We start from the raw sequence: 22,413 nt of genomic DNA on the forward strand, positions 1-22,413 counted from the left end.
TACCCCGGAGAACGTGGATTACGCCCGGATTTCGAGGGCAGTGCGGAGGGACAACTCGCCAGATAACCCCCGGAGGCAGACATGAGTGCCATCGCTTGGGTGGCGGTCGTCGTGGTCGCGGTGGTGGCGCTGGGCGCAGTCGGCTACTTCGTCGTGACCCAGAATCGCCGCCGTCATCTTCAGGACCGGTTCGGCCCGGAGTACGACCGTGCCCTCCAGCAGAACGACACCCGCCGTGAGGCCGAGCAGGACCTGCTCGCCCGTGAGGCCCGGGTGGCGGAACTGGACATCCGTCCGCTTGAGGCCGAGGCGCGGGAGACGTACGCCAAGAAGTGGAGAGAGGTCCAGGAGCGGTTCGTGGACGCGCCCGGGTACACGGTCACCGAGGCGGACGCGCTGGTCACGGCGGTCATGGCGGATCGCGGCTACCCGACGGAGGAGTTCGAGGAGCGGGTGAGCGTGCTCTCGGTGGGCCATGCGGCCACCCTCGACCGGTACCGCGAGGCGCACGGGATCAGCGCCCGGGCCGCCCGCCAAGAGGCCGGTACGGAGGAACTCCGCCAGGCGATGGTCCACTACCGCGCGCTCTTCGAGGAACTGCTCACGGATTCCCCGCGCCCGACACCACGCCCGACACCGCACCCGAAGGAGGCCGATCGCTGATGGAGCGCAACCCGTACACCTCGCCCTACGACACCAGAACCGAGTACGACCCCGACCAGCAGGTGGAACAGCCGGTGCCCGAATCGCCGGAGCCGCTGGCGGAGGAGGCCCGCCGCGAGGACGCCCTCGTCGCCGGCCGCGCCGAGACTCCAGGAAGCCCCGAGGCGGAAACCGACCCCGACAATGAACCCCTCGACAACCGGGACGCGTTGGCGGACCCCCACCCGGATCCGGCGCACGACATCCTCGCGGCCGAAGCCGACACGATCATCCCGGAACAGCGCACCCCGGAGCAGGGCTATCCCCCGGCGGACGCCGTACCGGTGGAGGATTTCGAGGCCCGGTGGCGGGACATCAAGGCCGGTTTCGTGGACGATCCGCGCGACTCGGTGGCCAAGGCCGACACGATGCTCGACGAGGCGGTCAGCGCGCTGGCCGCGCGGCGTCAGGCGTTGCTGGACGGCTGGAAGAACAACGACGAGAACGACACCGAGCAGCTCCGGCTCGCGCTGCGCGAGTACCACGAGCTGTTCGCCCGGCTGAAGGGATAACTGACATGCTCGCGATCGCGGCGGCCGTCGTATTCGGCATCGCCTTCCTGCTCGACCTGCTCGACGCCAGCATCGGCATCGGCATCACCGCACTGGTCGCGCTCGGCCTCTGCCTGCTCGCCCTGCACCAGGGCGGGATCGGTACGGCCGGCATGAACAGCTGGCGGGGCTACCGCGGCCGCGTCCGGAGGTGAGCCCGGTGCAGACGGTACGGGACGTGATGACCGCCCGCCCGACCACGCTGCCGGTGGACGCGCCGATTATCAAGGCCGCCCGGCTCATGCGCGACCAGGGGATCGGCGACGTGCTGGTCACCAAGGAGGGCCGCCTCTGCGGCCTGGTCACCGACCGGGACATCGTGGTCCGGGCGGTGGCCGAGGGCCGCGACATCGGGATCACCCCGGTGGGCGCGCTCTGCAGCGCCCACCTGGTGACGGTACGGCCGGACCAGAACGCCGACGAGGTGGTCCGGCTGATGCGGGAACGGGCGATCCGCCGGATCCCGGTGGTCGAGGACGACCGGCCGGTCGGCATCGTCAGCCTGGGCGACATGGCGCTGGAGCGGGACCCGGACTCGGCCCTCTCGGACATCAGCTCCGCTCCCCCAAACGGCTAAGCCAAAATGCAAACAGTGCCGCGTGACCCGCCGAGGCCACGCGGCACCACCATGTCCGGAAATATCCGGAAGAAGGAATGCCCCCGGAAGAAGAAACGTCCCCGAAGAAGGTGTCCCCGAAGAAGAAACGTCCCCGAAGAAGGTGTCCCGGAAGAAGAAACGTCCCGGAAGAGGGAATGCCCCGGAAGAGGGAATCACGGGCCGCGATCGACTCCAGGTCGACCTGGTCGACCACCTTCTCGTAGTCGCCGATCACCCCTTCCGGCACCGTCAGGCCCTGGTCGGCCTGTGCCTTCAGGACCGCTGAATGTCAGAGCGGGAAACGCATGACCACAGTGGTTCCCCCGGACCCCGCCGACACCTGAAGGGACTCGCTGAGCCGCCGCGCCACCCACAACCCCATGCCGCTGGTCGCGTTCTCCCGCGGCGGACGCTGCCCGGGCACCCCGTCCGGCACCCAGTGCCGCCCCTCGTCGTGCACGTCCACCATCAGCGCCCCCGAGTCGTACCAGACCCGCAACCGCGCCTTGGCCGCGCCGTGCGTCACCGCGTTCGTGGTGACCTCGTTCAACGCGACCAGGAAATCCCCCAGGCGCTCCTCGGACATTCCCCCGCGACGAGCCAGGGCAGCGGCGAACTCCCGCACGTCCGGAAGGTCGGCCAAGGAGAACGTGATCTCCCTGCCGCCCCCTCGCGCGGCCGGCGCGGCGCCGTCCTCGTTCACCCGCTAACGCCTCCCAGTCCTGGCGACCCACCGATGAAGATACCCCGGGATATCGCCCAAAGCGGGCCGATGCCCCGGGGATCACCGCAGATCACGCTCAACTCAGCTCCGCCCTGAGCTGGTCGAGCACCTTGCGCAGGATGCGTGAGACGTGCATCTGCGAGATGTCGAACTCGGCGGCTATCTCGGCCTGCGTCATGTTCCCATAGAACCTCAGGAGCAGGATGGTCTTCTCCCGCTCGGGCAGTTCGTCGATCAGCGGTTTCACCGCCTCCCGGTCCACCAGCACGGAGAGGCTGTCGTCGCTGTCGGGGATCACGTCCCCGAGCGCGGCCGCGTCGTCGTCCGCGCCGAGCGGCGCGTCCAGCGAGAGGGTGCTGTAGGCGGCGGAGGCGTCCAGCGTCAGGATCATGTCCTCCTCGGACAGGCCCATGCGCTCGGCGAGCTCCGGCACCTTGGGCGAACGCCCCAGCTCCTGGGTCATGTCGGCGACCAGCCGGTTCAGCTCCGACCGCCGCTCCTGGTAGAGCCGGGGCACCCGGACCGCCCAGGTACGGTCCCGGAAGTGCCGCTTGACCTCCCCGGTCATGGTGACCATGGCGTAGCCGCGGAAGCTGTGCCCGAGGTCGGGGTCGAAGCCGTTGATGGCCTTCATCAGGCCGACGTACGCGGCCTGGAGCAGGTCCTCCATGGGTTCGCCGCGGTGCAGGTAGCGACGGGCGATGTCGCGGGCCATCGGGCGGTGCATCTCGACGACGAGTTCCCGGAGGCGGGTGCGCCGCTCGGTGCTGATGGCGGGGTCGGCCAGTTCGGCGAGCAGGTCCTCGGCGGTCGGTTCGCAGACGGTTTCCATCTACGCAATCCCCTCATGTACGTTGCGGGGTCGCGCCGGGGAACCTGGCTGATGCCATGCAGAAGGCGCGCCTCGCTCACGATTCGAGACGAAGCCCTCTGCTGGACCTCTCGCGCCATGATGCCCCACATTCGGGAGTTTCACCACCCTCGCTATAACAGTAAGGTTGCGGCGAAGGAGGAACACGGTGGCCAACCTCACCATGCACTCGACCGCTGCCGAGGGCATCGTGGTGATCCATATTGACGGGATCCTCGACGCCACCACCCGGGAGCAGTTCTCCGAGTACCTGGACACCGCGGCCGAGGATCACGGGCCCGACATGGTGCTCGACCTGGGCGGGGTCTCGTTCATGGACTCCCGGGCGCTCGGCCTGATCGTGCACCACTGGCAGCGCTCGATCGAGGCCGGCGGGCACTTCGCGCTGATCTCGGTGCAGTACCCGAACTCGAAGGTGATGTGGGTGACCGGCCTGTCCCAGCGGCTCCCGCTCTACGACACCCTGGAGGAGGCGCTGGCCGCCTTCGCCACCAGTTGAGCGGCTACTTCGCGTTCTTCTGCTGGTGTTCGGTGACCAGAAGTTTGGCCAGGTCGGCCACTTTGACCTGGTGGTGCTGGGAGATCCGGCGCAGCTCGTCGAAGGCCTCCTCGGCCGAGCAGCCGCTGGCCTGCATGATGATGCCCTTGGCCTGGTCGATCAGGGCCCGCCCCGCCATCGCCTCCTGGAGCTGCGCGGCCCCGGTGAGCACGTCGTCGAACTCCCAGATGTTGGCCAGCGCCACCGTGACGTGCTCGCGCAGCAGCTCGGTCAGGGCGGTGTGGCCGGCGAAGGCGCCGGGGCGCACGCCGTACAGGCCGATGATAGCGACGGCGCCGTCGGCCTGGACGGGGAGGACCAGCACGGACCGCACGCCGTGCCGCACGGCGGCCGCCGCGTACCGGGGCCAGCGCCGGTCGCGCATCACGTCGGCGACCAGGACAGGGCGGCCGGTGGCGTACGCCTCCCGGGAGGGGCCTTCGCGCAGTTCGCGCTCGCGGTCGATGATCGCGATGAGCTCGCTGTGTGAGGCGGCCGAGAGCACCCGTTCCTCCAGCCAGAGCTGTGCGGTGCCGCCCGCGCAGCCGGGAACCCCGCGGGCGATGGCCTCGGTAACTCCGCGCAGTACGCTCTCGCAGGACGCCCCTTCACGCACCCGGCCGAGGGCGGCGAGATCCCGGGCCAGAATGGATGTCACAGGGGTGCCCATGCCCCTAGTGTGCCGGTTAATCCCCGAAGGAGTACATGTCCGTGACCGATCCGCCGGCGCTTGAGCAACGGCTCGCCGAGTTCGCCGACCGGGTCGCCGCGCTGCCGGACAGCCCGGAGTTGGCGGCGGCCGAGGACCTGGTCAGGGAGGCGCTGGCCGAGCTGGGCCGGGCCCGGCGGCGGCGGGACGGCGGGCCGCAGCGCGAGCAGAAGCTGCTCCGCCAGCTCTTCCGCACGCTCCCGGTGCCGGTGATCGTCATGGACCCCGGTGGCACCGTCCGGCGCATCAACAACGAGACCTCCCGGCTGCTCGGCAGCCCGGCCGGGTATCTGATCGGCCGCGCCTTCCCGCTGCTCATCGAGTCCTCCCGGCGGGCGGCGTTCCGGTCCCGGCTGAACGCGGCGCTGCGCAGCGAGGAAAGCGCCGTCTTCGAGACCCGGCTGGCCCACCAGGGGCGCACCCACACGGTGCGGCTGGTGCTCAGCCGGTTGCGCATGCCGGGCGAGCCGCAGGAGATGGTGGCGGCGGTGGCGCTGCCCACAGAGGTGCAGCTGCCCGAGACGCGTGACCAGGCGGGCCCGCAGGACGAGTCGCTGTTCCTGGCCGCCGCGCAGCGGCACGAGCTGCTGTCCCGGCTGACCCGGCTGCTGCTGGACGAGGAGAGCCTGCGCGAGCCGGTGGCGCTGATCCGGGCGGCCCGGCTGCTGGCCGCCGAGACCGCGGACTGGGTGATCGCCGACGTGGTCCGGGCGGGGGTGCCGAGCCGGGCGGCGGTGATCGCGCCGAGCAGCCACCCGGTGGCGAGGCTGCACCGGGAGATCGAGGGGCTGCCCCCGTCGGCCGCGCCGATCGTGGCGCACGTGCTGGCCACCCGGAGCGGGATCATCCACGAGATGCTGACCGACGAGACCCTGCTCGGCGGGGACCTGCTCACCCGGATGGGGGCCGGTTCGCTGGTGTCGGTCCCGATCCGCACCGACGACGAGATGAGCGGCGTGCTCACCCTGGTACGGCACCGCGACCGTGCCCCGTTCGGGCTGGCCGACCTGGGCCTGCTGGAGGAGATCGGCGGCCACCTGGGCCTGGCCCTGCGCGCCCAGCGCACCTTCCAGCGCAGTTCCAACGCGGCCGACGCGCTGCGCAGCGGGGTGCTCCCCCGCACCCTCCCGGACGTCCAGGGCTTCGAGACCGCGGCGGTCTACCACCCGGGCTCGGGCATGCGGGCCATCGGCGGAGAGTTCTACGACGTCTTCCCGATGCCGGGCGGCTGGGGTTTCGTGATCGGCAGCGCGGCAGGCCGAGGCGAGGAGGCTGCCTCGGTCACCTCGCTGGTGCGCGGCGGCGTCCGGGTGCTGAGCGCCATGGAGCGCGACCCCGGCATGGTCCTGCGCAAGGTCAACGACGCCCTCCTGGCCCAGCACACGGGCCTGTTCGTGATGGCCGCGGCGGGTTTCGTCCGCGGCAGGAAGATCCGGCTGGCCTCCGCGGGACACCACCCGGCCGCCCTGCTCACCCCGGACGGCGGGGTGCGGTTCACCGACGGCGGCGGGGTGCCGCTGGGCTTCGAGGAGGGCGCGGAACCGGCCACCGAGGAGCTGGTGCCGGCGGTCGGGGAGACGCTGGTGCTCTACTCGGACGGCCTGGTCGGCTCGCGGAGCGCGGCAGGGGTCAGCTATGGCGAGGGCCGGTTGACCGAGGTGCTGGCCCGGTGCGCGAGCCAGGCCCCGGCGGCGGTGGTGAAGGCGATCGAGGAGGACCACCGGGCGTTCACCGGGGACCGGGTGATCGACGAGATCACGGTGCTCACCCTGCGCCGGTCCCGATGATCTGGGAAGTTTTTCCGCGGATTGTGTTTAGATCTCCCGGCTGTACGGTAGACAGGGTTCTGTAGCTCGTGCCTAAGACGCAGGCACACCTTTTTCATCGCGCTTTCCGCCATGAGGTGTGCCATGCATATCGCCATTGTCTCCACGCACGTGCTGTCCAGTGACACCCCCGCCATCGCCCGTGAGCTGGGCCGGGGTCACAGCGTCACCGTCTACACCCGTACCAACTCCGCCATCAAGGCCAGCTCCGCCATCAAGGGCGTGACCGTGGAGCAGGTGCCCGCCGGGCCCGCCGAGGAGCTCTCGGAGAACGACCTGTTGCCGTACATCTCGGACTTCAGTGACGGGCTCAAGCGGTGCTGGCGGAAGGACCGGCCGGATGTGATCCACGCGCACTCCTGGACCAGCGGGCTGGCCGCGATCGCCGGTTCCGACGGGCTCGGCGTGCCGGTCACCCAGACCTTCCACCATGGGGACGCCCCGTCGGCGCCGGTGCAGCGGTTGGAGCGGGCGATCGGGCGGCGGGCCCGGGCGGTGATCGCGGCCTGCGCCGGGGAGGAGTCGGAGCTGATCCGGATGGGCGTGCCGCGCCGGAACATCGCGGTGGTGCCGAGCGGGGTGGACGTGGCGCGGTTCCGCCGCCAGGGGCCGGCGTTCCCGCGCGGCGAGCAGGCCCGGCTGCTGCACATCGGCCACCAGGGGGCGGGCCTCGCGATCATGGCGCTGGCCGGGGTCCCCGGCGCCGAGCTGGTGGTGGCGGGCGGCGACGAGCCCGCCGTGGCCCGGCTGCGCATGCTGGCCGGGGACAAGGGGGTGGCGGACCGGGTGGACCTGCTCGGGCCGGTGCCGCACGAGTCGATGCCGAAGCTGATCCGCAGCGCCGACGTGGCGCTCTCGCTGGCGCCGTCCGCGCCGACCGGGATGGCCGCGCTGGAGGCGATGGCCTGCGGCGTGCCGGTGATCGTGTCGGCCACCGGCGCCCACCTGGACTCGGTGGTGCACGGCGTCACCGGCTTCCACGTGCGGCGGCCCGGCGAGGTGGCGGTGCGGGTGCGCCAGCTGCTTGGCGACCAGACGCTCCGCACCGCGCTCGGCTTCGCCGGCGCCGACCGGGCCCGGTCCCGCTACTCACTGGAGCGGATCAGCCAGGAGCTGATCCGGGTGTACGAGAACGTCTGTGCGTGACCCTTTACAGGTGGGCCGCCTTCAGCGACAGATGGAGCAGAAGGCGGCTCTCGCCTTTTCCGAGGTCGAGGCCGGTCAGCTCGGCGGCCCGGCCGAGGCGGTAGTAGAGGGTCTGGCGGTGCACGCCGAGCTCGGCGGCGGCCTCCTGGACGTGGCCGCCGTGGTCCAGGTAGCACTCCACGGTGGCGGCCAGCTCGCCCAGCGGGGCCGACTCGGCCGCCAGCTCGGCCAGCTCGCTGTGCGGGAGGCGGACCAGGTAGCGGTAGACGCCGAGTTCGGTCCAGTACGCGACCGGCAGGCGGCGGGCCTCGGCGACCCGGAGCGCGCCCAGCGCCTCCCGCCAGCTCTCCCAGGCGTCCTCGGCATCCTGGCGGGGGGCGCCGACGCCGATGGCGGTGCCGTACAGGCCGTGCAGGCGGGTGGCCAGGTCGCGGGTCAGGGCGGCGGGGGCCAGGAAGGCGGGGTGGGCCAGGGACAGGTCGGTGCGGACCTCGTGCGGGAGGGTCCAGAGGGCGGCGACCTGGCCGGGTGCGGCCTTGACCGCGAGCGCGACCAGCGGGCCCGCCAGGGCGGAGACGTCGGCGGCGGCGCGGGTTTCCGGGTTGGCGGAGAACAGGTCGCCCAGCGGGGTCTGGCGGGTGCGGGTCTGTCTGGCCAGTTCGGCGGCGGCCCGGGCGACCAGCGGGGCGACCGCGGCCAGGCGGTCGTCGGTGAGGTCGCCGGAGTCGAGCAGCCAGAGGTAGCCGTAGGTGACGCCCCCGTGCCGGAGTGGCACGCAGACCCGGCCCAGCAGGTCGCCCAGCGGGGGGATGCGCACGGGTCCCTCGGCGGTGGCGATGCCGTACGCCTCGAAGTGGGCGCGGGTGGCCGGGGTGGCGCGGCGGCGGAGGATGACCTCCTCGCGGACCGCGTCGATGTGGCCGCTCTGCGCGCCGTACGCGATCAGCTGGAAGGACCGGTCCTCCAGGGTCACCGAGGCGTCCAGCAGCCGGGCGATCTCATCGACGAGCTCCTGCACGTGACCCATTATTGAGCATCTGTCTGAATACCCTTGGCCGGATGTCCGTGGAACGCCGCTGAAGTGCCGTTTTACGCTGAATTCATGGTCGGTGGCGTGTTTTTGGCGGCTTCTCGGAACCGGGTGGCCCGGCGCGTGGTCTCTCGTTCTCCGCTCACCCGGCGGGTGGTGGACCGGTTCGTCGCGGGCGAGCAGCCCATCGACGCCGTCACTGCGACCCGGCGGCTCGCCGACGCGGGGCTCATGGTCACCATCGACCACCTGGGCGAGGAGGTCAGGGACACCGCGGCGGCCGTGCAGACGGTCAAGGCGTACGTGGGACTGCTGGAGGCCCTGCGCCCGCTGGAGTTCGGAGACCGGGCCGAGGTGTCGGTGAAGCTGTCGGCGGTCGGGCAGCGGCTGGACGGCGCGATGGCGCTGGACCACGCGCGGCGGATCTGCGAGGCGGCGCGGGAGAACGGGTCCACGGTCACGTTGGACATGGAGGACCACACCACGGTCGACGCCACGCTGGAGGTGTTGCGCGCGCTCCGGACCGACTTTCCGGACACCGGGGTGGCGTTGCAGTCCTACCTGTTCCGCACCGAGGCCGACTGCGTCGACCTGCGCGACTCCCGGGTGCGGCTGGTGAAAGGCGCCTACCGCGAACCCGCCTCGGTGGCGTACCGGCGCAAGAGCGAGGTGGACCTGGCGTACGTGCGGTGCCTGCGACTGCTGATGGCCGGGGACGGCTACCCGATGGTGGCCACCCACGACGACCGGATGATCGCGATCGCCGAACTCCTGGCCGACCGGCACGAACGGAGCCGGGACAGCTACGAGTTCCAGATGCTGTACGGCATCCGCGCCGACAAACAGCGGGCGCTGGCCGCCTCCGGCGCCAACGTGCGCGTCTACGTGCCCTACGGCGACGACTGGTACGGCTACTTCATGCGCCGCCTGGCCGAGCGCCCGGCCAATGTCGCCTTTTTCCTGCGTTCCCTTGGGAGTAAGTGATGGATTCCGTGTCGAACGTGCCCGTACCCGCCAACGAGCCGGTGCAGGGCTACGCCCCCGGCAGCGCCGAGCGGGCCGCGCTGGAGTCGCGGATCAAGGAATTGGTGGCGGCGGGCCCCGAGCTCACCATGACCATCGGCGGGCAGCGCCGGATGGGTGGCGGGGCTCTCATCGACGTGGTCCAGCCGCACAACCACCAGGCCGTACTCGGTCGTACGGCTGACGCCACCGCCGCCGACGTGTCCGCGGCCGTCGAGGCGGCGCTGGCGGCGGCCCCGGCCTGGCGGGCGCTGTCCTTCGACGACCGGGCGGCCGTCTTCCTGAAGGCGGCCGACCTGCTCTCGGGCCCCTGGCGGACGACCCTGAACGGCGCCACCATCCTCGGGCAGTCCAAGTCGGCCCAGCAGGCGGAGATCGACGCGGCCTGCGAGCTGATCGACTTCCTGCGGTTCAACGTGGCGTTCGCGCGGCAGCTCCTCACCGAGCAGCCGACCTCCTCGCCCGGGGTGTGGAACCGGATGGAGTACCGGCCGCTGGAAGGGTTCGTACTGGCCATCACGCCGTTCAACTTCACGGCGATCGCCGGGAACCTGCCCGCCTCGGCGGCGCTGATGGGGAACGTGGTGGTCTGGAAGCCGTCACCCACGCAGCAGTTCGCGGCGCACTTCACTATGCGGTTGCTGGAGGCGGCGGGGCTGCCGCCCGGGGTGATCAACATGGTCACCGGTAACGGGCAGGCCGTCTCCGAGGTCGCGCTCCGCCACCCCGAGCTGGCGGGCGTCCACTTCACCGGGTCGACCGCGACCTTCCAGCACCTGTGGTCGACGGTGGGATCCAACATCGCCGGCTACCGGAGCTACCCGCGCCTGGTCGGCGAGACCGGCGGCAAGGACTTCGTGGTCGCCCATCCCTCCGCCGACCCGGCCGCGCTGCTGACGGCGCTGGTCCGCGGCGCCTTCGAGTACCAGGGTCAGAAGTGCTCCGCGGCGTCCCGCGCCTACATTCCCCGCTCGCTCTGGGGAACCTTCCGCGACCAACTGGTCGGCACGGCCGAATCCCTCACCGTGGGCGACGTCTCCGCGGACCTGTCCACCTTCCTCGGCGCCGTCATCGACGCCCGCGCCTTCGCCAAGCACCAGGCCGCCATCAACCGCGCCCGCGCCACCTCCGGCATCGACGTGCTCACCGGCTCCTACGATGATTCGACCGGCTACTTCGTCCGACCGACCGTCCTGGTCTCCGACGACCCCACCGACGAGATCTTCACCAAGGAGTACTTCGGCCCCATCCTGGCCGTCCACGTCTACGACGACCCCGCCTACGACACCGTCCTGGACCAGTTGGATGCCGCCACCCCCTACGCCCTGACCGGCTCCATCATCGCCCAGGACCGCCACGCCATCACCGCCGCCACCGACCGCCTCCGCTTCACGGCCGGCAACTTCTACATCAACGACAAACCCACCGGCGCCGTGGTCGGCCAGCAGCCTTTCGGCGGCGCCCGCTCCTCCGGCACCAACGACAAGGCCGGCTCCATCTTCAACCTCATCCGCTGGACCAGCCCCCGAACCATCAAGGAAACCTTCACCCCACCGGTGGTCCAGGCCCCCTACCGCGGCGACATCCCCCAGTCCGGCTGGCTCGCCCCTGATTTGGACGACCTCACTCGTACAGATCACTGAGCCCGACCAGGTCGACCTCCCCGCGGTCGCGGGCCGCGAGGAGGTCCGGGGTGAACCCGGCGGCGGAGAAACACACCAACCGGGTGGCGGAGGTGTCGTAACGGTCGTTCGCCGTGACGAGCTGGGAGATGTGCCGGAGCCGGTCGAGGTGGCCCTGGCCCATGGTGTCACCCCACTTGACCTCGCCGATGGCCAGCAGCGGGGCTCTGCCGCCGTCGGCGGCGCCGACCGCCACGACGTCGAGCTCGTGGGTGCCGCGCTGGGCGGGGTCGTTGACGGTTCCGGCGGTGACCTGGGCGGGCCACCCGCCGAACCGGTCCTCGGCGAAGTGCAGCGTCCAGTCCCGGCAGACGCGCTCGAAGTGCGGGCCGACCACGTTGCCGGTGAACCGCTGTTCGGCGCGCTGCCAGATCCGGGCGGTGGCGGTGGCGCGCATGAGCTGGGGCCAGAACGGCCGCATGATCGCGTGGTAGAAGGTGACCAGCGGCTCCTTGATCCGGAAGTCGGTGCGGTTGCCGCGGAAGGCGTCGTTCTCGCGGATGATCAGTCCGGCGTCCTCCAGGACGGTCAGCGGGTGATGCAGGTCGTTGCTCTTCCGCCCGACATATCCGGCTATGCCGCCTCGTCCGGTGTTGCCGTCGGCGATCGCACCGAGCACCGAATGGTAGAGAGCGCCGTCCCGGAGATCCGGCTCCTCGGCGAGCAGATACCTGGCCTCCAGGAACATCGGGCTGCCCGGTGACAACACCGCACGCACCACCCAGTCGTCGAAGTCGGCCAGATCGCGTGGGGTGTCGTACCTGATCATCTCGGTCCGGTACGCGGGAGTGCCGCCCACGATGGCGTGCACGAGCAGCGCCAGCCGTGGGTCCTCGATCTCCCAGAACCGCCGGGCCAGCCGGAAGTCCAGCGTGTCCACAGGCAGATCCAGCGAGGCCCGGCCGCGCAGCGGCGCGTTCCCCGACAGCAACCGCCCCATGAACGACATGGCGGAACCGCAGAGCAGCAGGCGGGTCCTGGAGGTGGTCCGCTCCTCCCGGCGGGGCGCGTACGCCGCCTGGATGATGGACGGCAGTGCGGGATGCGCCCGGACCAGGTAGGGAAACTCATCGATCACCACCGGAACCGGCCGATCCCGGCCGAGGGAGAGCAGTGCGTCGATCGCCGCCGCCCAGTTGGGCAGGGTGATCGGCACCACCGGATCGAGGAAGCGGGTGAGCGCCTCCCCCAGCGACGCTAGCGACTCGGCATCCGTAGCCTCCTGCGCCGAGAAATAGAACCCGCCGGCCTCCTGGCAGAGCGACTCCAGCAGAAAACTCTTCCCCTGCCGCCGCCGCCCGGACACCACACCAAGCGTCGCCCCAGGCTGCGCATCCTCCGCGAATCTAGCCAGGGCCGCCCATTCTCGATCCCGGTCGAACATGTCGGACGGCTTCCGCACCCAGCCTCCTGTGAGAAGTGTAGTTCTCATAACTGTACTTCTCACAGGAGCGCCCGGTCGTCAGGAGGGTGCGAGGCGGTTCAAGGCGCTCAGTTCTGCGGTGCGAGTTTGGGCGATGGCAGCGGCGAGGGTGTGGGTGGCGGGGTCGGTGCCGGCCTTTGTTTCGGAGTTGGCGAGGAGGAGGACCTGTTTGAGGTGGTCGCGGAGGTGGGTGATGAGGAGGCGTTCGAAGGGGCGGCCTTTGATGGGTTTTATGAGGGTTAGGTCGGCCTTGGTGACCATGCCGGGCATGTCGTGGCCCTCGTGGGGGTTGAGGTGGGCGACGCCGGCGCGGGTGAGGATTTCCTGGAGGGCAGGGAGTTCGTCGCGGTGGGCCGCCCCGACCTGGGCGGCCAGGCGGGCCAGGTCGGGGTCGGTGACTCGGTCGGGGGCCCAGTCCAGGAGGGTGAGCAGGCCCTCGCTCATCGGGACCATGAGCTGGGCCCAGGCGATGTCGGTGGCGTTGAGGGTGCCGACGGACAGGTCGGCGTTGAGGGCGGCGGCGGTCGCCACGGTCGACGGTGTGGCGGCGCCGGGCGGGGCGGGGGCGGCGCAGGCGGTCGCGAGGAAGGACAGGGTGAGCAGGGTGGTGCGGAGGCTCATTGGTGGGTTGTCCTTCCTCGCGGGTGTGCCGTCAGGGGATCACGGGGTGCCGTTGGCGCCGCACTTGATGATCGGGCGGATGCAGTCGCGGACCCGCCGTTCCATCTCGGCGACCGGCCAGGCGTTGAAGAAGTCGCCGTGCATCGTGTAGCCGGGCCCGGAGGCGAGGCGGAAGGTGGCCGGGCTGCCGTTCACCGGGTAGCGGAGCACCTGGCGGAGCTTGGGCACCGGTACGGGGTGGGTGGCGGGGCAGTCGCCGTTGACCGGGTAGGCCATGTGGCTCTTGTGGTCGGGCGAGTCCAGCGACGTCCCGTTCCAGCACTGCGGGAAGTCCAGGTACGACTCCAGCATGGTCCCCGCCGGGCAGGTCACGAAGTCCTTGCTGGGCGCCACCTGCCCGGCGTGCAGGCAGGACCAGCGGGCGGTGGAACTGGCGTCGGGCCCGGTCGCCTTGGCGTTGCCCGCCACGATGCGCAGCCCCAGCGGGATCGGCTGGGTCCGGGCGATCACGTCGTCCCGTACGCCTTCGCCCAGGTAGTAGAAGGTGGTTCCGGTCGGTTCGACGGGCACGTTGTTGACGTACAGGGTGGGCACCCAGTACGAGGACAGGTCGACCGACGGGTTGCAGTTGCTGGGCGCGTTCTGCAGGTCGGTCAGGGTGGTGTAGGCGTTGGTGATCGTGCTGCCGAAGAAGCTGTGCATGTGCGAGCCACCGGGCAGGTTGGGCGCGACGATCGGGTCGTCGGGCAGCCGGTGACTGAACGGGCAGTCGGCCAGGAACTCGGCGACCCGGACGATCGGGCCGCCGCCTCCGCCGTTGTCCGGCCCGTAGACCTGGAACTCCCAGAGCGACACGCCGTACGCGGTGGCCTTGGCGGTGGCGTTGATCCGGACGTACCGGCCGTTGCCGGTGACGTTGTAGGTCTGGTTGCCGCCGGTGCCGTTGGTCACCGTCTGGATGGTGGTCCAGGTGTTGCCGTCGTTGGAGGTCTGGATGGTGAAGGCGGTGGCGTACGCGGCCTCCCAGTTGAGCTGGACCTGGCCGATGGCCTGGGCGGAGCCGAGGTCGACCCGGAGCCACTGGGGCACCGAGAAGGCGCTGGACCAGCGGGTGCCGAGGTTGCCGTCGACGGCGGCGCCGGCGGGGAATCCGGCGTTCTCCACCGAGGAGGCCAGGGTGGGACGGCCCTGGGAGAGCAGCGCCCCGGCCGCCGCCGCGGGCTGGGCGGTGGTGACCAGCGAGCTGACGAGCAGGGCGACGAGGGCGGCGAACAGGGCGGCCAGGCGTAAGCGGGTCCTGCCCCATACGCGGGCGCGGGAGGACATGGTCATGCGGGACTCCAGGCGTGAGCGGACGGCCACGGGGACACACGCGGGTCGCCGCCGCGTGCCGGACCCGAGGACATCCTCGGGAAAGGCGGTGTGCGTGCTTCGGGGAGCGCTCCCTGCACGCAGAATGTCACCTGAGGCGATAGGGCATGTCAAGGGTCCGGTTAACCGGCATGTAACGTAAGAGACCGGTTGGCACGCTCCAAGCGAAGGTTCGGAGAGCGCTCTCCCAAGCCGGTCAATCCCCTACTGAACTGCGCAAATGCCGCATCTGGGCATCCTGATTTTTCCTACTTCAATCAAGCTCTTAAAAATCTTGACCACCAGCTCCCAGGGCAGCCTGTCGCAAGCCTTACCCAGGGAGCGTTTTCTTCTTGATCACTTACTGGCGCGGGCCTCGCGTTCCGCGGCGTCGAGGGCCTCGGCCTCCTCGGGGGTGGGCGCGGTGCCGCCCAGATGCGCGGGCTGCCACCAGACGCCCTCGGGAATCTCCGGATAGCTCCGCTGCGCCTTGTCCACCATCTCGCTCAGGCGGCGGCGCAACTCGACCGTGTGCGCCTCCATGTCCTCGCCCCGCTTGGGGTACATCGGCTCCCCGACCAGGATCGAGACCGGGATGTTCCGCTGGGTCAGCCGGCGCTTGCGCCCCTTGGTCCAGAGCCGCTGGGTGCCCCAGAGCGCGATCGGGATCATCGGCGCGTTGGTGGCCGCCGCCATCCGCACCGCGCCGTTCTTGATCTCCTTGACCGTGAACGAGCGGCTGATCGTGGCCTCCGCGAAGACCCCGACCACCTCGCCCGCCTTCAACGCCCGCAGCGCCGCCACGTACGCCCCCGCACCCTCCGCGCGGTCCACCGGGATGTGGTGCATGCCCCGCATCAGCGGCCCGGAGATCCGGTTGTCGAAGACCTCCTTCTTCGCCATGAACCGGACCAGCCGCCGCGACGGGTTGGCAGCCAGGCCGGCGAAGATGAAGTCGAGGTAGCTGATGTGGTTGCTCACCAGCACGGCCCCCCCGCTCGCCGGGACATGCTCGGACCCCTCGATGTGGATCCGCGTGCCAAGCACCTTGAAAAGGGTCTTGAGGGCCCCGATGACCGGGGGGTACACGATCTCAGCCATGCTGGAAACCGTAACAGTTCACTGCCCCCGGAACGCCTCCTCCAGCCACCACGAACCGCGGTCGGCGGCGACTTTCGCGTCGACCACCAGGGGAAGCTCCCGCGGCCCGGCCAGCCACTCCGCCACCCCGGCGAGATCCTCCCCGGACCGTACGGTCACCGCCGCGCACCCGAAACCCCGCGCGATGGCCGCCAGGTCGGCGGGCGGGAAGGTGACGGTGTCCAACGGGTACCCGTCGGGCCCGAAGTGGTGCACCTCGGCGCCGTACGCCTCGTCGTCGTAGACCACGACGACCAGGGGCAGACCGAGCCGTACGGCGGTCTCCAGCTCGGCCACGCCCATCAGCAGCCCGCCGTCGCCGACGGCCGCCACCGGGAGGCGGTCGGGACGGGCCAGCGCGGCGCCGATCGCGGTGGCCAGGCCGAGCCCGATCGACTGGAACGCCTGGGTGAACACGAACCCCTGCTCGTCGGGGACATCCATAAACATCGCCGGATATCCCATGAAATTTCCGGAATCGGTGGCGATGAGGCGGTCGGCGGGGAGCAGGTCGTCGAGGGCGATGGAGAGGGTACGGGGGTCGATTCGCCCGTCCTTTCCCCAGTCGTCGTAGGGGACGTCCCGCCACCGGCGCTCTCGGTCGATGCGGGCGGCGAGCTCGGGCGAACGGTAGCCCGCCGCGGCCGCCACCCCTGCGAGCGCGAGTCGCGCGACCTCGGCCACGTCGCCGACTACCCCCTGCGCGGGCCGGTGGGCGCCGATCGCGTCCGCGTCCAGGTCCACCTGGAGCACGGTGGCGTCCGGCCCGATCAGGGTGCCGTGCCGCATCGTCCACATGTTGAGCGCGCACCCCCACCCCACGATCAGATCCGCGCCCCGGATCAGCTCGGCCGCCAGCGGTGTCGCGAATCCCCCGCTCACGTCCAGATCCCAGGCGTTCCCCCGGAACAGCCCTTTCGCCACGGCCGAGGTGGCCAGCAGCGCCCCGGTACGCTCCGCCAGCGCCTCCAGCTCCCGCCGCGCCGCCCGCGCCCCCCGTCCGGCCACGAACACCGGCCGCCGCGCGACCTCCAGCGCCGACACCAGCACATCGAGCCCGGCCACGGGCACTCGTTCCGGCGCGCCGAGATCAAGTCCGGATATTTCCGGAGCGGCTTCCCCATGCACGTCGAGCGGCAGGTTGAGCAGCACCGTCCGGCGTTCGTGCAAGGCCGTCCGGTACGCCCTGAGGGTGTCCGCCACCGCGTCCGCCCCCGAGGAGACCCGCATCGGCACCGCCCCCACGGCCGCCGCCAGCCCCGCCTGGTCCACGTAGAAGTTCGAGCGCGGCGAGGTCACCTCCCCCGCCAGCAGCACCAGCGGCGTACGGCTCTTGGCCGCCTCGGCCAGCCCGGTCATCGCGTTGGTCAGCCCAGGCCCCTGGTGCACGCTCACCACCCCGACCTCGCCGCCCACCCGGGCGTACCCGTCGGCCATGGTCACCGCGCCCGCTTCGTGCCGGGCCGCGACGAACCGCGCCCCGCCCGCCACCAGCGCGTTGGTCACATGGAAGTTGCCGCTTCCCACCACCCCGAACGCGGTACGCACGCCGAGCCGGGCCAGCGTGCGGCCGACGGCCTCGGCTGCGTTCACCGTTCGACCAGGGCCAGCACTCGCAGCGGGCTGCCCGAGCCCCCGGCGATGGGCAGCGGCGGCGCGACCACCACCGACCCGGTGACCGGCAGCCGGTCGAGGTTGCGCAGCTGGGTCAGGCCGTACTTGCCGGCCCCGAGCAGGAAGGTGTGGCAGGGGAAGGCGGGGTCGAAGGAGTGCGCGGCGCCCGCGTCGGTGCCCACGGTCTCCACGCCGACCCCGGCGATGGAGGTCTGCTCGGCCAGGTAGCGCGCGCACTCCACGGAGATGCCGGGGGTGTGCGGGCCCGTCTCGTTGGCGTTGAGGAAGGCGCCCTGGTCATGGGCGTAGGCGTCCCAGCCGGTGCGGTAGAGCAGCCAGCCGCCCTCGGGGAGCGGGCCGTGCTCCTTCTCCCAGGCGGTGACGTGGTCGATCTCCAGGAGGAAGTCGGGGTCGGCGGCCGCCTCGGCGGCGAAGTCCAGCACCACGGCCGGGGCCAGGAATTTCGACGGCGGCACCTGGGAGACGTCCTCGCCGTCCCTGGCGGTGATCCAGTGGATGGGGGCGTCGAAGTGGGTGCCGGTGTGCTCGCCGGTGGCGATGTTGTTCCAGTACCAGCCGGGGCCGCGCTCGTCGTACTTGCTGATCTCCTGGAGGCTGAACGGGACGGTGTTTCCGAACGGCTCGGGCAGCTTCAGGATCGGCGTCGACTCCGCCAGCGGCGCGGTCAGGTCGATCACCTCGATGGTTCCGCCCCGGATGCCCGCCACCAGCTCCCGCAGCACCGACATGGTCCTACCTCCTGCTCATCGACTGGCACCGATCTTCCTACAGGCCGTACGGCCCGGTATAGCCCGACGCCTTGACGGCACGGTCCCCCCGATTTAACGTCAATGAAATCTGATTCGACAATGTCGAACAACGTTCAAGCTGGACGGTGCCATGAACGACTCCCCCACCACCCCCCAGAAGCTCCTCGCCGAGTTCCTGGGCACCGCCTTCCTCGTCTACGTCGGAGCAGGCTCGGCCGCCGCCACCGGCGTCATCGGCGCGGGCTCGGGCGTGCCCTTCTCGATGGCCCAGCTGGGCGTCATCAGCTTCGCGTTCATGCTGGTCATCGTGGGCACGGTGTACGCCATCGGCCACATCTCCGGCGGCCACATCAACCCGGCCGTGACCCTCGCCCTGGCCGCCACCGGCCGCTTCCCCTGGCGCGAGGTGCCCGGCTACATCGTGGCCCAGGTCGCCGGGGCGGTCACCGGCGCGCTGGCCATCTTCGTCACCCTCGGCGCCGACGCCGCCAAGGCGGCCGGCGGCGGCGTCACCTCGTACGCGGCGGAGACCGGTTTCCTGCGCGGCAGCCTGATCGAGGCCATCGGCACCTTCATGCTGGTCTTCGTGATCTTCGGGGTGATCGACCGGCGGGCCACCCCCGGCTGGGCGCCCATGGCGATCGGCTCCATCGTCTTCGCGATCATCATCATCGTCGGCCCGGCCACCGGCGCGGCCATCAACCCCGCCCGGTACGTCGGCCCCTTCCTGATCACCGCCGCGTTCGGCGGCACGGTCGGCTGGGACCAGCTGCCCGCCTATCTGATCGGGGATTTCGCCGGTGGGCTGCTGGGCGCGCTGGCCTATCTTGGGCTTGCCGTCACCCGGAACAGGGCAGAGGTTCAGAGCACCACTCCAGTGAGGACGGCACCGTGAAGAAGCTCATCAACAACGTCGACTCCGTGGTCACCGACGCGCTCACCGGGCTGGCCGCCGCGCACCCGGCGCTCCGCGTGGACGTCGAGAACAAGATCGTGTTCCGCGCGGCGGGCCCCCGGCCAGGGAAGGTCGGCCTGGTCTCCGGCGGCGGCTCCGGCCACGAGCCCCTGCACGGCGGCTTCGTCGGGTACGGCATGCTCGACGCCGCCTGCCCCGGCGAGGTCTTCACCTCCCCCGTGCCCGACCAGATGATCGAGGCCACCAAGGGTGTGGACGGCGGCGCCGGGGTGCTGCACATCGTGAAGAACTACACCGGGGACGTGCTCAACTTCGAGATGGCCGCCGAGCTCTGCGGGGACGAGGGGGTCGAGGTCGTCAGCGTGCTGGTCAACGACGACGTGGCGGTGCGCGACTCGCTCTACACGGCCGGTCGCCGGGGCACCGGCGCGACCCTGTTCGTGGAGAAGATCGCCGGGGCGCTGGCCGAGACGGGCGCGCCGCTGGGCGAGGTGGCCCGGGTGGCCCGCGAGGTCAACGAGCGCAGCCGCTCCTTCGGCGTGGCACTGTCGGCCTGTACGGTCCCGGCGGCCGGCAAGCCCACCTTCGAGCTGGGCGAATCCGAGATCGAGCTGGGCATCGGCATCCACGGTGAGCCGGGGCGGACCCGGGCGGCGCACGGGCCGGCGCGGGAGCTCGTCCGGGTGGCGATGGACGCCATCCATGAGGACCTGCCGCTCTCCGGGGAGGTGCTGGTGCTGGTCAACGGCATGGGCGGGACGCCGTTGCTGGAGCTGTACATCGCGTTCGCCGAGGTGGCGGCCTATCTTCGGGAGAAGGGGGCCAGTCCGGCGCGGGTGCTGGTGGGTAACTACGTGACCAGCCTGGACATGCAGGGCTTCTCGGTCACCACATGCGCGCTGACCGAGGAGCTCACGCGGCTGTGGGACGCGCCGGTGGAGACCCCCGCGCTGCGCTGGGGCCGCTGACGACCGCTGACGACCGCTCGGGCTGCCGGGTACCCCCACCCGGCAGCCCCTTTGTCCCGAAATATCGGTATTTAGTGGGAGAGATCTGTTGGACGTACAGTTCTTCGTCACCTGGCTGGAGGAGGTCGCCTCGGTCGTGCAGACTCAGCGTGACCACCTCACCCAGCTGGACGCCGCCATCGGCGACGCCGACCACGGCGCCAACCTGGACCGCGGCTTCACCGCCGTCCGGCAGGCCCTGGCCGACACCCCGCCGGACACCCCCGGCGCCGCGCTGGTGCTCGCCGGCTCCACCCTGATCCGCCGCGTCGGCGGCGCCTCCGGCCCGCTGTACGGCACCGCGTTCCGCCAGATGGGCAAGACGCTGGGCGACGCGCCGGAGGTCTCCCTGGCGGAGCTGTCCACCGCGCTGGACGCGGCCCTGGCCGGGGTGCAGAAGCTCGGGGCCGCCGTCGAAGGGGACAAGACCATGGTGGACGCGCTGGCGCCGGCGGTGCGGGCGCTGGCCGGGGCCGTACAGGACGGGGCCAAACCGGCGGACGCGATCGCCGCGGCGGCCGAGGCGGCGGCCGAAGGGGCGCGGGCCACCATCCCGCTCCAGGCCCGCAAGGGCCGGGCCAGCTATCTCGGCTCGCGCAGCGCCGGGCACGAGGACCCCGGGGCCGCCTCCACCGCGCTCATCCTGGGCGCCCTCCGGACGGCGGGGTCCCGCTGATGGTCGGGATCGTGCTCATCTCCCACAGCGCGCCACTCGCCGAGGAGGTCGCCGAACTCGCGTGCCAGATCGGCGGGCGGGAGGCCCCCATCGCGGCCGCCGGAGGCACCGACGACGGCGGGCTCGGCACCAGCATCACCAAGGTCGCCGACGCCGTCGCGGCCGTCGACCGCGGCCAGGGCGTGGTTCTGCTCTTCGACCTCGGCAGCGCCGTCCTGACCGCCAAGACCTACCTGGACGAACACCCCCACGCCGGAGTGCACCTGGCCGACGCCCCCTTCGTCGAGGGCGCCATCGCCGCCCTGGTCGCCTCCGCCGCCGGTGCCAACGCCAAGGCCGTCACCGCGGCCGCCGAGGAGGCCCGTGTTGTCGGCAAGCTCTGACTCCCCCGCCCAGACAGTCCAGACACAGGCCGCCGGGCCGGACGAGCCTGGGAGCCCACCGGTTCAGGCGACGGCCACCGTCACCCTCACCGAAGACCTGCACGCCCGCCCCGCCGCCACCCTGGTCCGCGCCGCCGCCCGCTTCACCGCCACCGTCACCATCGCCACCCCCACCCGCCAGGCCGACGCCCGGAGCATGCTCGCGGTGATCGCCCTGACCGCCGTGAAGGGCCAGACCATCACCTTCCACGCCGACGGCCCGGACGCCGAGCCCGCCCTGGCGGCCCTCACCGCCGCCCTGACCACACCTCAGGAATAGAGGGAGTTGCTCCGCGGGGCCCCCAGGTCGCGGGAGAGCGCACGCGCGGACTCCCGCACCGCCAACAGAAGATCGTTGCGCCGGGTGCCCAGCAGGCGCTCCGACGGGCCGACCACCCCGATCGCCCCCGCGACCGCCCCGCCCCGGGTGAACACCGGCGCCGCGATCCCCGCATCCCCCAGCGCCGCCTCCTGGTCCTCCACCGCCATCCCCGTCCGCCGCACCGCGGTCAGCGCCTCCTCCAGGTCAGCCCGGCTGGTCCGGGTCTGCCCGGTCAACGGCTCCAGCTCCTCGGCCAGCAACTCCTCCAGCCGGGGATGGTAGGCCGCGATCGCGTGCCCCAGCGCACACGCGTGCCACGGAATCGCCGCCCCCACCTCAAGGATCTGCACCATGTCGTCCGGCCGGAACACATGGTGCAACACGATCACCCGCGACCCCGACAAGGTCGCCACCCACACCGACTCATTGGCCCGCTGCGCCAGCGAATCCGCCCACAACAGACTCCGCGCCCGCAACTCCGACCCGTCCAGATACGCGTTCCCGAGTTGCAGCACCGCCGCCCCCAGCGCGTACTTCCCGGTCTCCGCGTCCTGCACCACCAGCTCGTGCCGCTCCAGCGTCCGCAACAGCCCGTGCACCGTAGGCTTCGCCAACCCCACCCGCTCCGCGATCTCGGTAACCCCCAGCCGCGGCGCCCCCGCCCCCAGCACCCGAAGTATCAACGCCGCCCGCTCAACAGACTGGATCACAATTCGATTATGCCGAACAAGGTTCGCCTGATCGAAACGTCG

At 71.1% G+C, this 22,413-nt stretch carries 25 protein-coding genes; 14 read left to right on the forward strand and 11 right to left on the reverse strand.

The genetic code is table 11. From position 1 onward, the window contains the following. The first annotated feature begins 81 nt into the window (after positions 1 to 81). The 4 genes from KIP79_RS09490 to KIP79_RS09505 are packed head-to-tail and all read left to right on the forward strand — an operon-like array spanning position 82 to position 1,830. The gene (locus KIP79_RS09490; protein WP_214104334.1) at positions 82 to 663 is read left to right on the forward strand and encodes a hypothetical protein; all 582 of its coding nucleotides are present in this window, start codon (positions 82 to 84) and stop codon (positions 661 to 663) included. Next, on the forward strand, positions 663 to 1,214 hold the full coding sequence (locus KIP79_RS09495; protein WP_214104335.1) for a hypothetical protein: 552 nt from the start codon (positions 663 to 665) through the stop codon (positions 1,212 to 1,214). The genes KIP79_RS09490 and KIP79_RS09495 overlap by 1 nt, the downstream gene beginning before the upstream one ends. 5 nt (positions 1,215 to 1,219) lie before the next feature. Continuing rightward, complete coding sequence (locus tag KIP79_RS09500; RefSeq protein ID WP_214104336.1) at positions 1,220 to 1,408, forward strand: hypothetical protein; 189 nt, start codon at positions 1,220 to 1,222, stop codon at positions 1,406 to 1,408. A gap of 5 nt (positions 1,409 to 1,413) precedes the next feature. Next, entirely contained in the window at positions 1,414 to 1,830 is a 417-nt protein-coding gene (locus tag KIP79_RS09505; protein ID WP_308169632.1) for a CBS domain-containing protein, read from the forward strand. Positions 1,831 to 2,140: 310 nt separating this feature from the next. On the opposite strand, the gene KIP79_RS09510 is transcribed toward KIP79_RS09505, so the two are convergent. After that, positions 2,141 to 2,554, reverse strand: coding sequence for an ATP-binding protein (locus KIP79_RS09510; RefSeq protein ID WP_214104337.1), 414 nt, complete (start codon positions 2,552 to 2,554; stop codon positions 2,141 to 2,143). A 97-nt stretch (positions 2,555 to 2,651) separates the two neighbouring features. Further along, positions 2,652 to 3,407 carry a SigB/SigF/SigG family RNA polymerase sigma factor gene (locus KIP79_RS09515; RefSeq protein WP_214104338.1) on the reverse strand — a complete coding sequence of 252 codons (756 nt, stop codon included), beginning with the start codon at positions 3,405 to 3,407 and terminating at the stop codon, positions 2,652 to 2,654. Between the two features lie 187 nt (positions 3,408 to 3,594). On the opposite strand from KIP79_RS09515, the gene KIP79_RS09520 reads away from it, so the two are divergent. Next, positions 3,595 to 3,945, forward strand: a complete 351-nt coding sequence (locus KIP79_RS09520; RefSeq protein WP_308169633.1) for an STAS domain-containing protein — start codon at positions 3,595 to 3,597, stop codon at positions 3,943 to 3,945. Positions 3,946 to 3,949: 4 nt separating this feature from the next. Here the strand turns inward: KIP79_RS09520 and KIP79_RS09525 are convergent, their stop codons facing one another. Further along, positions 3,950 to 4,654 carry an ANTAR domain-containing response regulator gene (locus KIP79_RS09525; RefSeq protein ID WP_214104339.1) on the reverse strand — a complete coding sequence of 235 codons (705 nt, stop codon included), beginning with the start codon at positions 4,652 to 4,654 and terminating at the stop codon, positions 3,950 to 3,952. Between the two features lie 41 nt (positions 4,655 to 4,695). On the opposite strand from KIP79_RS09525, the gene KIP79_RS09530 reads away from it, so the two are divergent. Together KIP79_RS09530 and KIP79_RS09535 are read left to right on the forward strand one after the other, a co-directional pair. Further along, positions 4,696 to 6,480, forward strand: coding sequence for a SpoIIE family protein phosphatase (locus KIP79_RS09530; RefSeq protein WP_308169634.1), 1,785 nt, complete (start codon positions 4,696 to 4,698; stop codon positions 6,478 to 6,480). A gap of 123 nt (positions 6,481 to 6,603) precedes the next feature. Further along, positions 6,604 to 7,665 (forward strand): glycosyltransferase, encoded by a 1,062-nt coding sequence (locus KIP79_RS09535; protein ID WP_214104341.1) that lies wholly within the window; start codon positions 6,604 to 6,606, stop codon positions 7,663 to 7,665. Between the two features lie 4 nt (positions 7,666 to 7,669). On the opposite strand, the gene KIP79_RS48915 is transcribed toward KIP79_RS09535, so the two are convergent. Then, positions 7,670 to 8,692: a PucR family transcriptional regulator gene (locus tag KIP79_RS48915; protein ID WP_214104342.1), complete on the reverse strand. Its 1,023-nt coding sequence runs from the start codon at positions 8,690 to 8,692 to the stop codon at positions 7,670 to 7,672. A gap of 75 nt (positions 8,693 to 8,767) precedes the next feature. On the opposite strand from KIP79_RS48915, the gene KIP79_RS09545 reads away from it, so the two are divergent. Then, a complete protein-coding gene (locus tag KIP79_RS09545) occupies positions 8,768 to 9,679 on the forward strand; it encodes a proline dehydrogenase family protein (RefSeq protein WP_214104343.1) in 912 nt (303 codons plus the stop codon). Further along, positions 9,679 to 11,361 carry an L-glutamate gamma-semialdehyde dehydrogenase gene (gene pruA, locus KIP79_RS09550; RefSeq protein WP_214104344.1) on the forward strand — a complete coding sequence of 561 codons (1,683 nt, stop codon included), beginning with the start codon at positions 9,679 to 9,681 and terminating at the stop codon, positions 11,359 to 11,361. The genes KIP79_RS09545 and pruA overlap by 1 nt, the downstream gene beginning before the upstream one ends. Here the strand turns inward: pruA and KIP79_RS09555 are convergent. From KIP79_RS09555 to KIP79_RS09580, 6 genes are all read right to left on the reverse strand, one after another. Beyond that, entirely contained in the window at positions 11,342 to 12,802 is a 1,461-nt protein-coding gene (locus KIP79_RS09555; RefSeq protein WP_308169635.1) for an AAA family ATPase, read from the reverse strand. The genes pruA and KIP79_RS09555 overlap by 20 nt on opposite strands. Positions 12,803 to 12,862: 60 nt before the next feature. After that, positions 12,863 to 13,444, reverse strand: a complete 582-nt coding sequence (locus KIP79_RS09560) for a DUF305 domain-containing protein (RefSeq protein WP_214104345.1) — start codon at positions 13,442 to 13,444, stop codon at positions 12,863 to 12,865. A 39-nt stretch (positions 13,445 to 13,483) separates the two neighbouring features. Next, on the reverse strand, positions 13,484 to 14,776 hold the full coding sequence (locus KIP79_RS09565) for a DUF1996 domain-containing protein (protein WP_214104346.1): 1,293 nt from the start codon (positions 14,774 to 14,776) through the stop codon (positions 13,484 to 13,486). A 375-nt stretch (positions 14,777 to 15,151) separates the two neighbouring features. Then, complete coding sequence (locus KIP79_RS09570) at positions 15,152 to 15,895, reverse strand: lysophospholipid acyltransferase family protein (protein WP_214104347.1); 744 nt, start codon at positions 15,893 to 15,895, stop codon at positions 15,152 to 15,154. 18 nt (positions 15,896 to 15,913) lie between these two features. Further along, complete coding sequence (locus tag KIP79_RS09575; RefSeq protein ID WP_214104348.1) at positions 15,914 to 17,527, reverse strand: thiamine pyrophosphate-binding protein; 1,614 nt, start codon at positions 17,525 to 17,527, stop codon at positions 15,914 to 15,916. Then, on the reverse strand, positions 17,524 to 18,297 hold the full coding sequence (locus KIP79_RS09580) for a cyclase family protein (protein ID WP_214104349.1): 774 nt from the start codon (positions 18,295 to 18,297) through the stop codon (positions 17,524 to 17,526). The genes KIP79_RS09575 and KIP79_RS09580 overlap by 4 nt, the downstream gene beginning before the upstream one ends. A gap of 151 nt (positions 18,298 to 18,448) precedes the next feature. On the opposite strand from KIP79_RS09580, the gene KIP79_RS09585 reads away from it, so the two are divergent. From KIP79_RS09585 to KIP79_RS09605, 5 genes are all read left to right on the forward strand, one after another. Further along, positions 18,449 to 19,213 carry an MIP/aquaporin family protein gene (locus KIP79_RS09585; RefSeq protein WP_214104350.1) on the forward strand — a complete coding sequence of 255 codons (765 nt, stop codon included), beginning with the start codon at positions 18,449 to 18,451 and terminating at the stop codon, positions 19,211 to 19,213. Then, positions 19,210 to 20,202: a dihydroxyacetone kinase subunit DhaK gene (gene dhaK / locus KIP79_RS09590; RefSeq protein WP_214104351.1), complete on the forward strand. Its 993-nt coding sequence runs from the start codon at positions 19,210 to 19,212 to the stop codon at positions 20,200 to 20,202. Before KIP79_RS09585 ends, dhaK begins: the two co-directional genes overlap by 4 nt. An 88-nt stretch (positions 20,203 to 20,290) precedes the next feature. Next, entirely contained in the window at positions 20,291 to 20,917 is a 627-nt protein-coding gene (gene dhaL / locus KIP79_RS09595; protein WP_214104352.1) for a dihydroxyacetone kinase subunit DhaL, read from the forward strand. After that, positions 20,917 to 21,300: a dihydroxyacetone kinase phosphoryl donor subunit DhaM gene (dhaM, locus tag KIP79_RS09600; RefSeq protein ID WP_214104353.1), complete on the forward strand. Its 384-nt coding sequence runs from the start codon at positions 20,917 to 20,919 to the stop codon at positions 21,298 to 21,300. The genes dhaL and dhaM overlap by 1 nt, the downstream gene beginning before the upstream one ends. Further along, positions 21,284 to 21,619 carry an HPr family phosphocarrier protein gene (locus KIP79_RS09605; RefSeq protein ID WP_214104354.1) on the forward strand — a complete coding sequence of 112 codons (336 nt, stop codon included), beginning with the start codon at positions 21,284 to 21,286 and terminating at the stop codon, positions 21,617 to 21,619. The genes dhaM and KIP79_RS09605 overlap by 17 nt, the downstream gene beginning before the upstream one ends. Here the strand turns inward: KIP79_RS09605 and KIP79_RS09610 are convergent. After that, entirely contained in the window at positions 21,610 to 22,371 is a 762-nt protein-coding gene (locus KIP79_RS09610; RefSeq protein WP_308169636.1) for an IclR family transcriptional regulator, read from the reverse strand. The two genes, KIP79_RS09605 and KIP79_RS09610, sit on opposite strands and share 10 nt — an antisense overlap. Positions 22,372 to 22,413: the final 42 nt, after the last annotated feature.

This window comes from Acrocarpospora catenulata, assembly GCF_018476525.1.
GTDB lineage: Bacteria > Actinomycetota > Actinomycetes > Streptosporangiales > Streptosporangiaceae > Acrocarpospora > Acrocarpospora catenulata.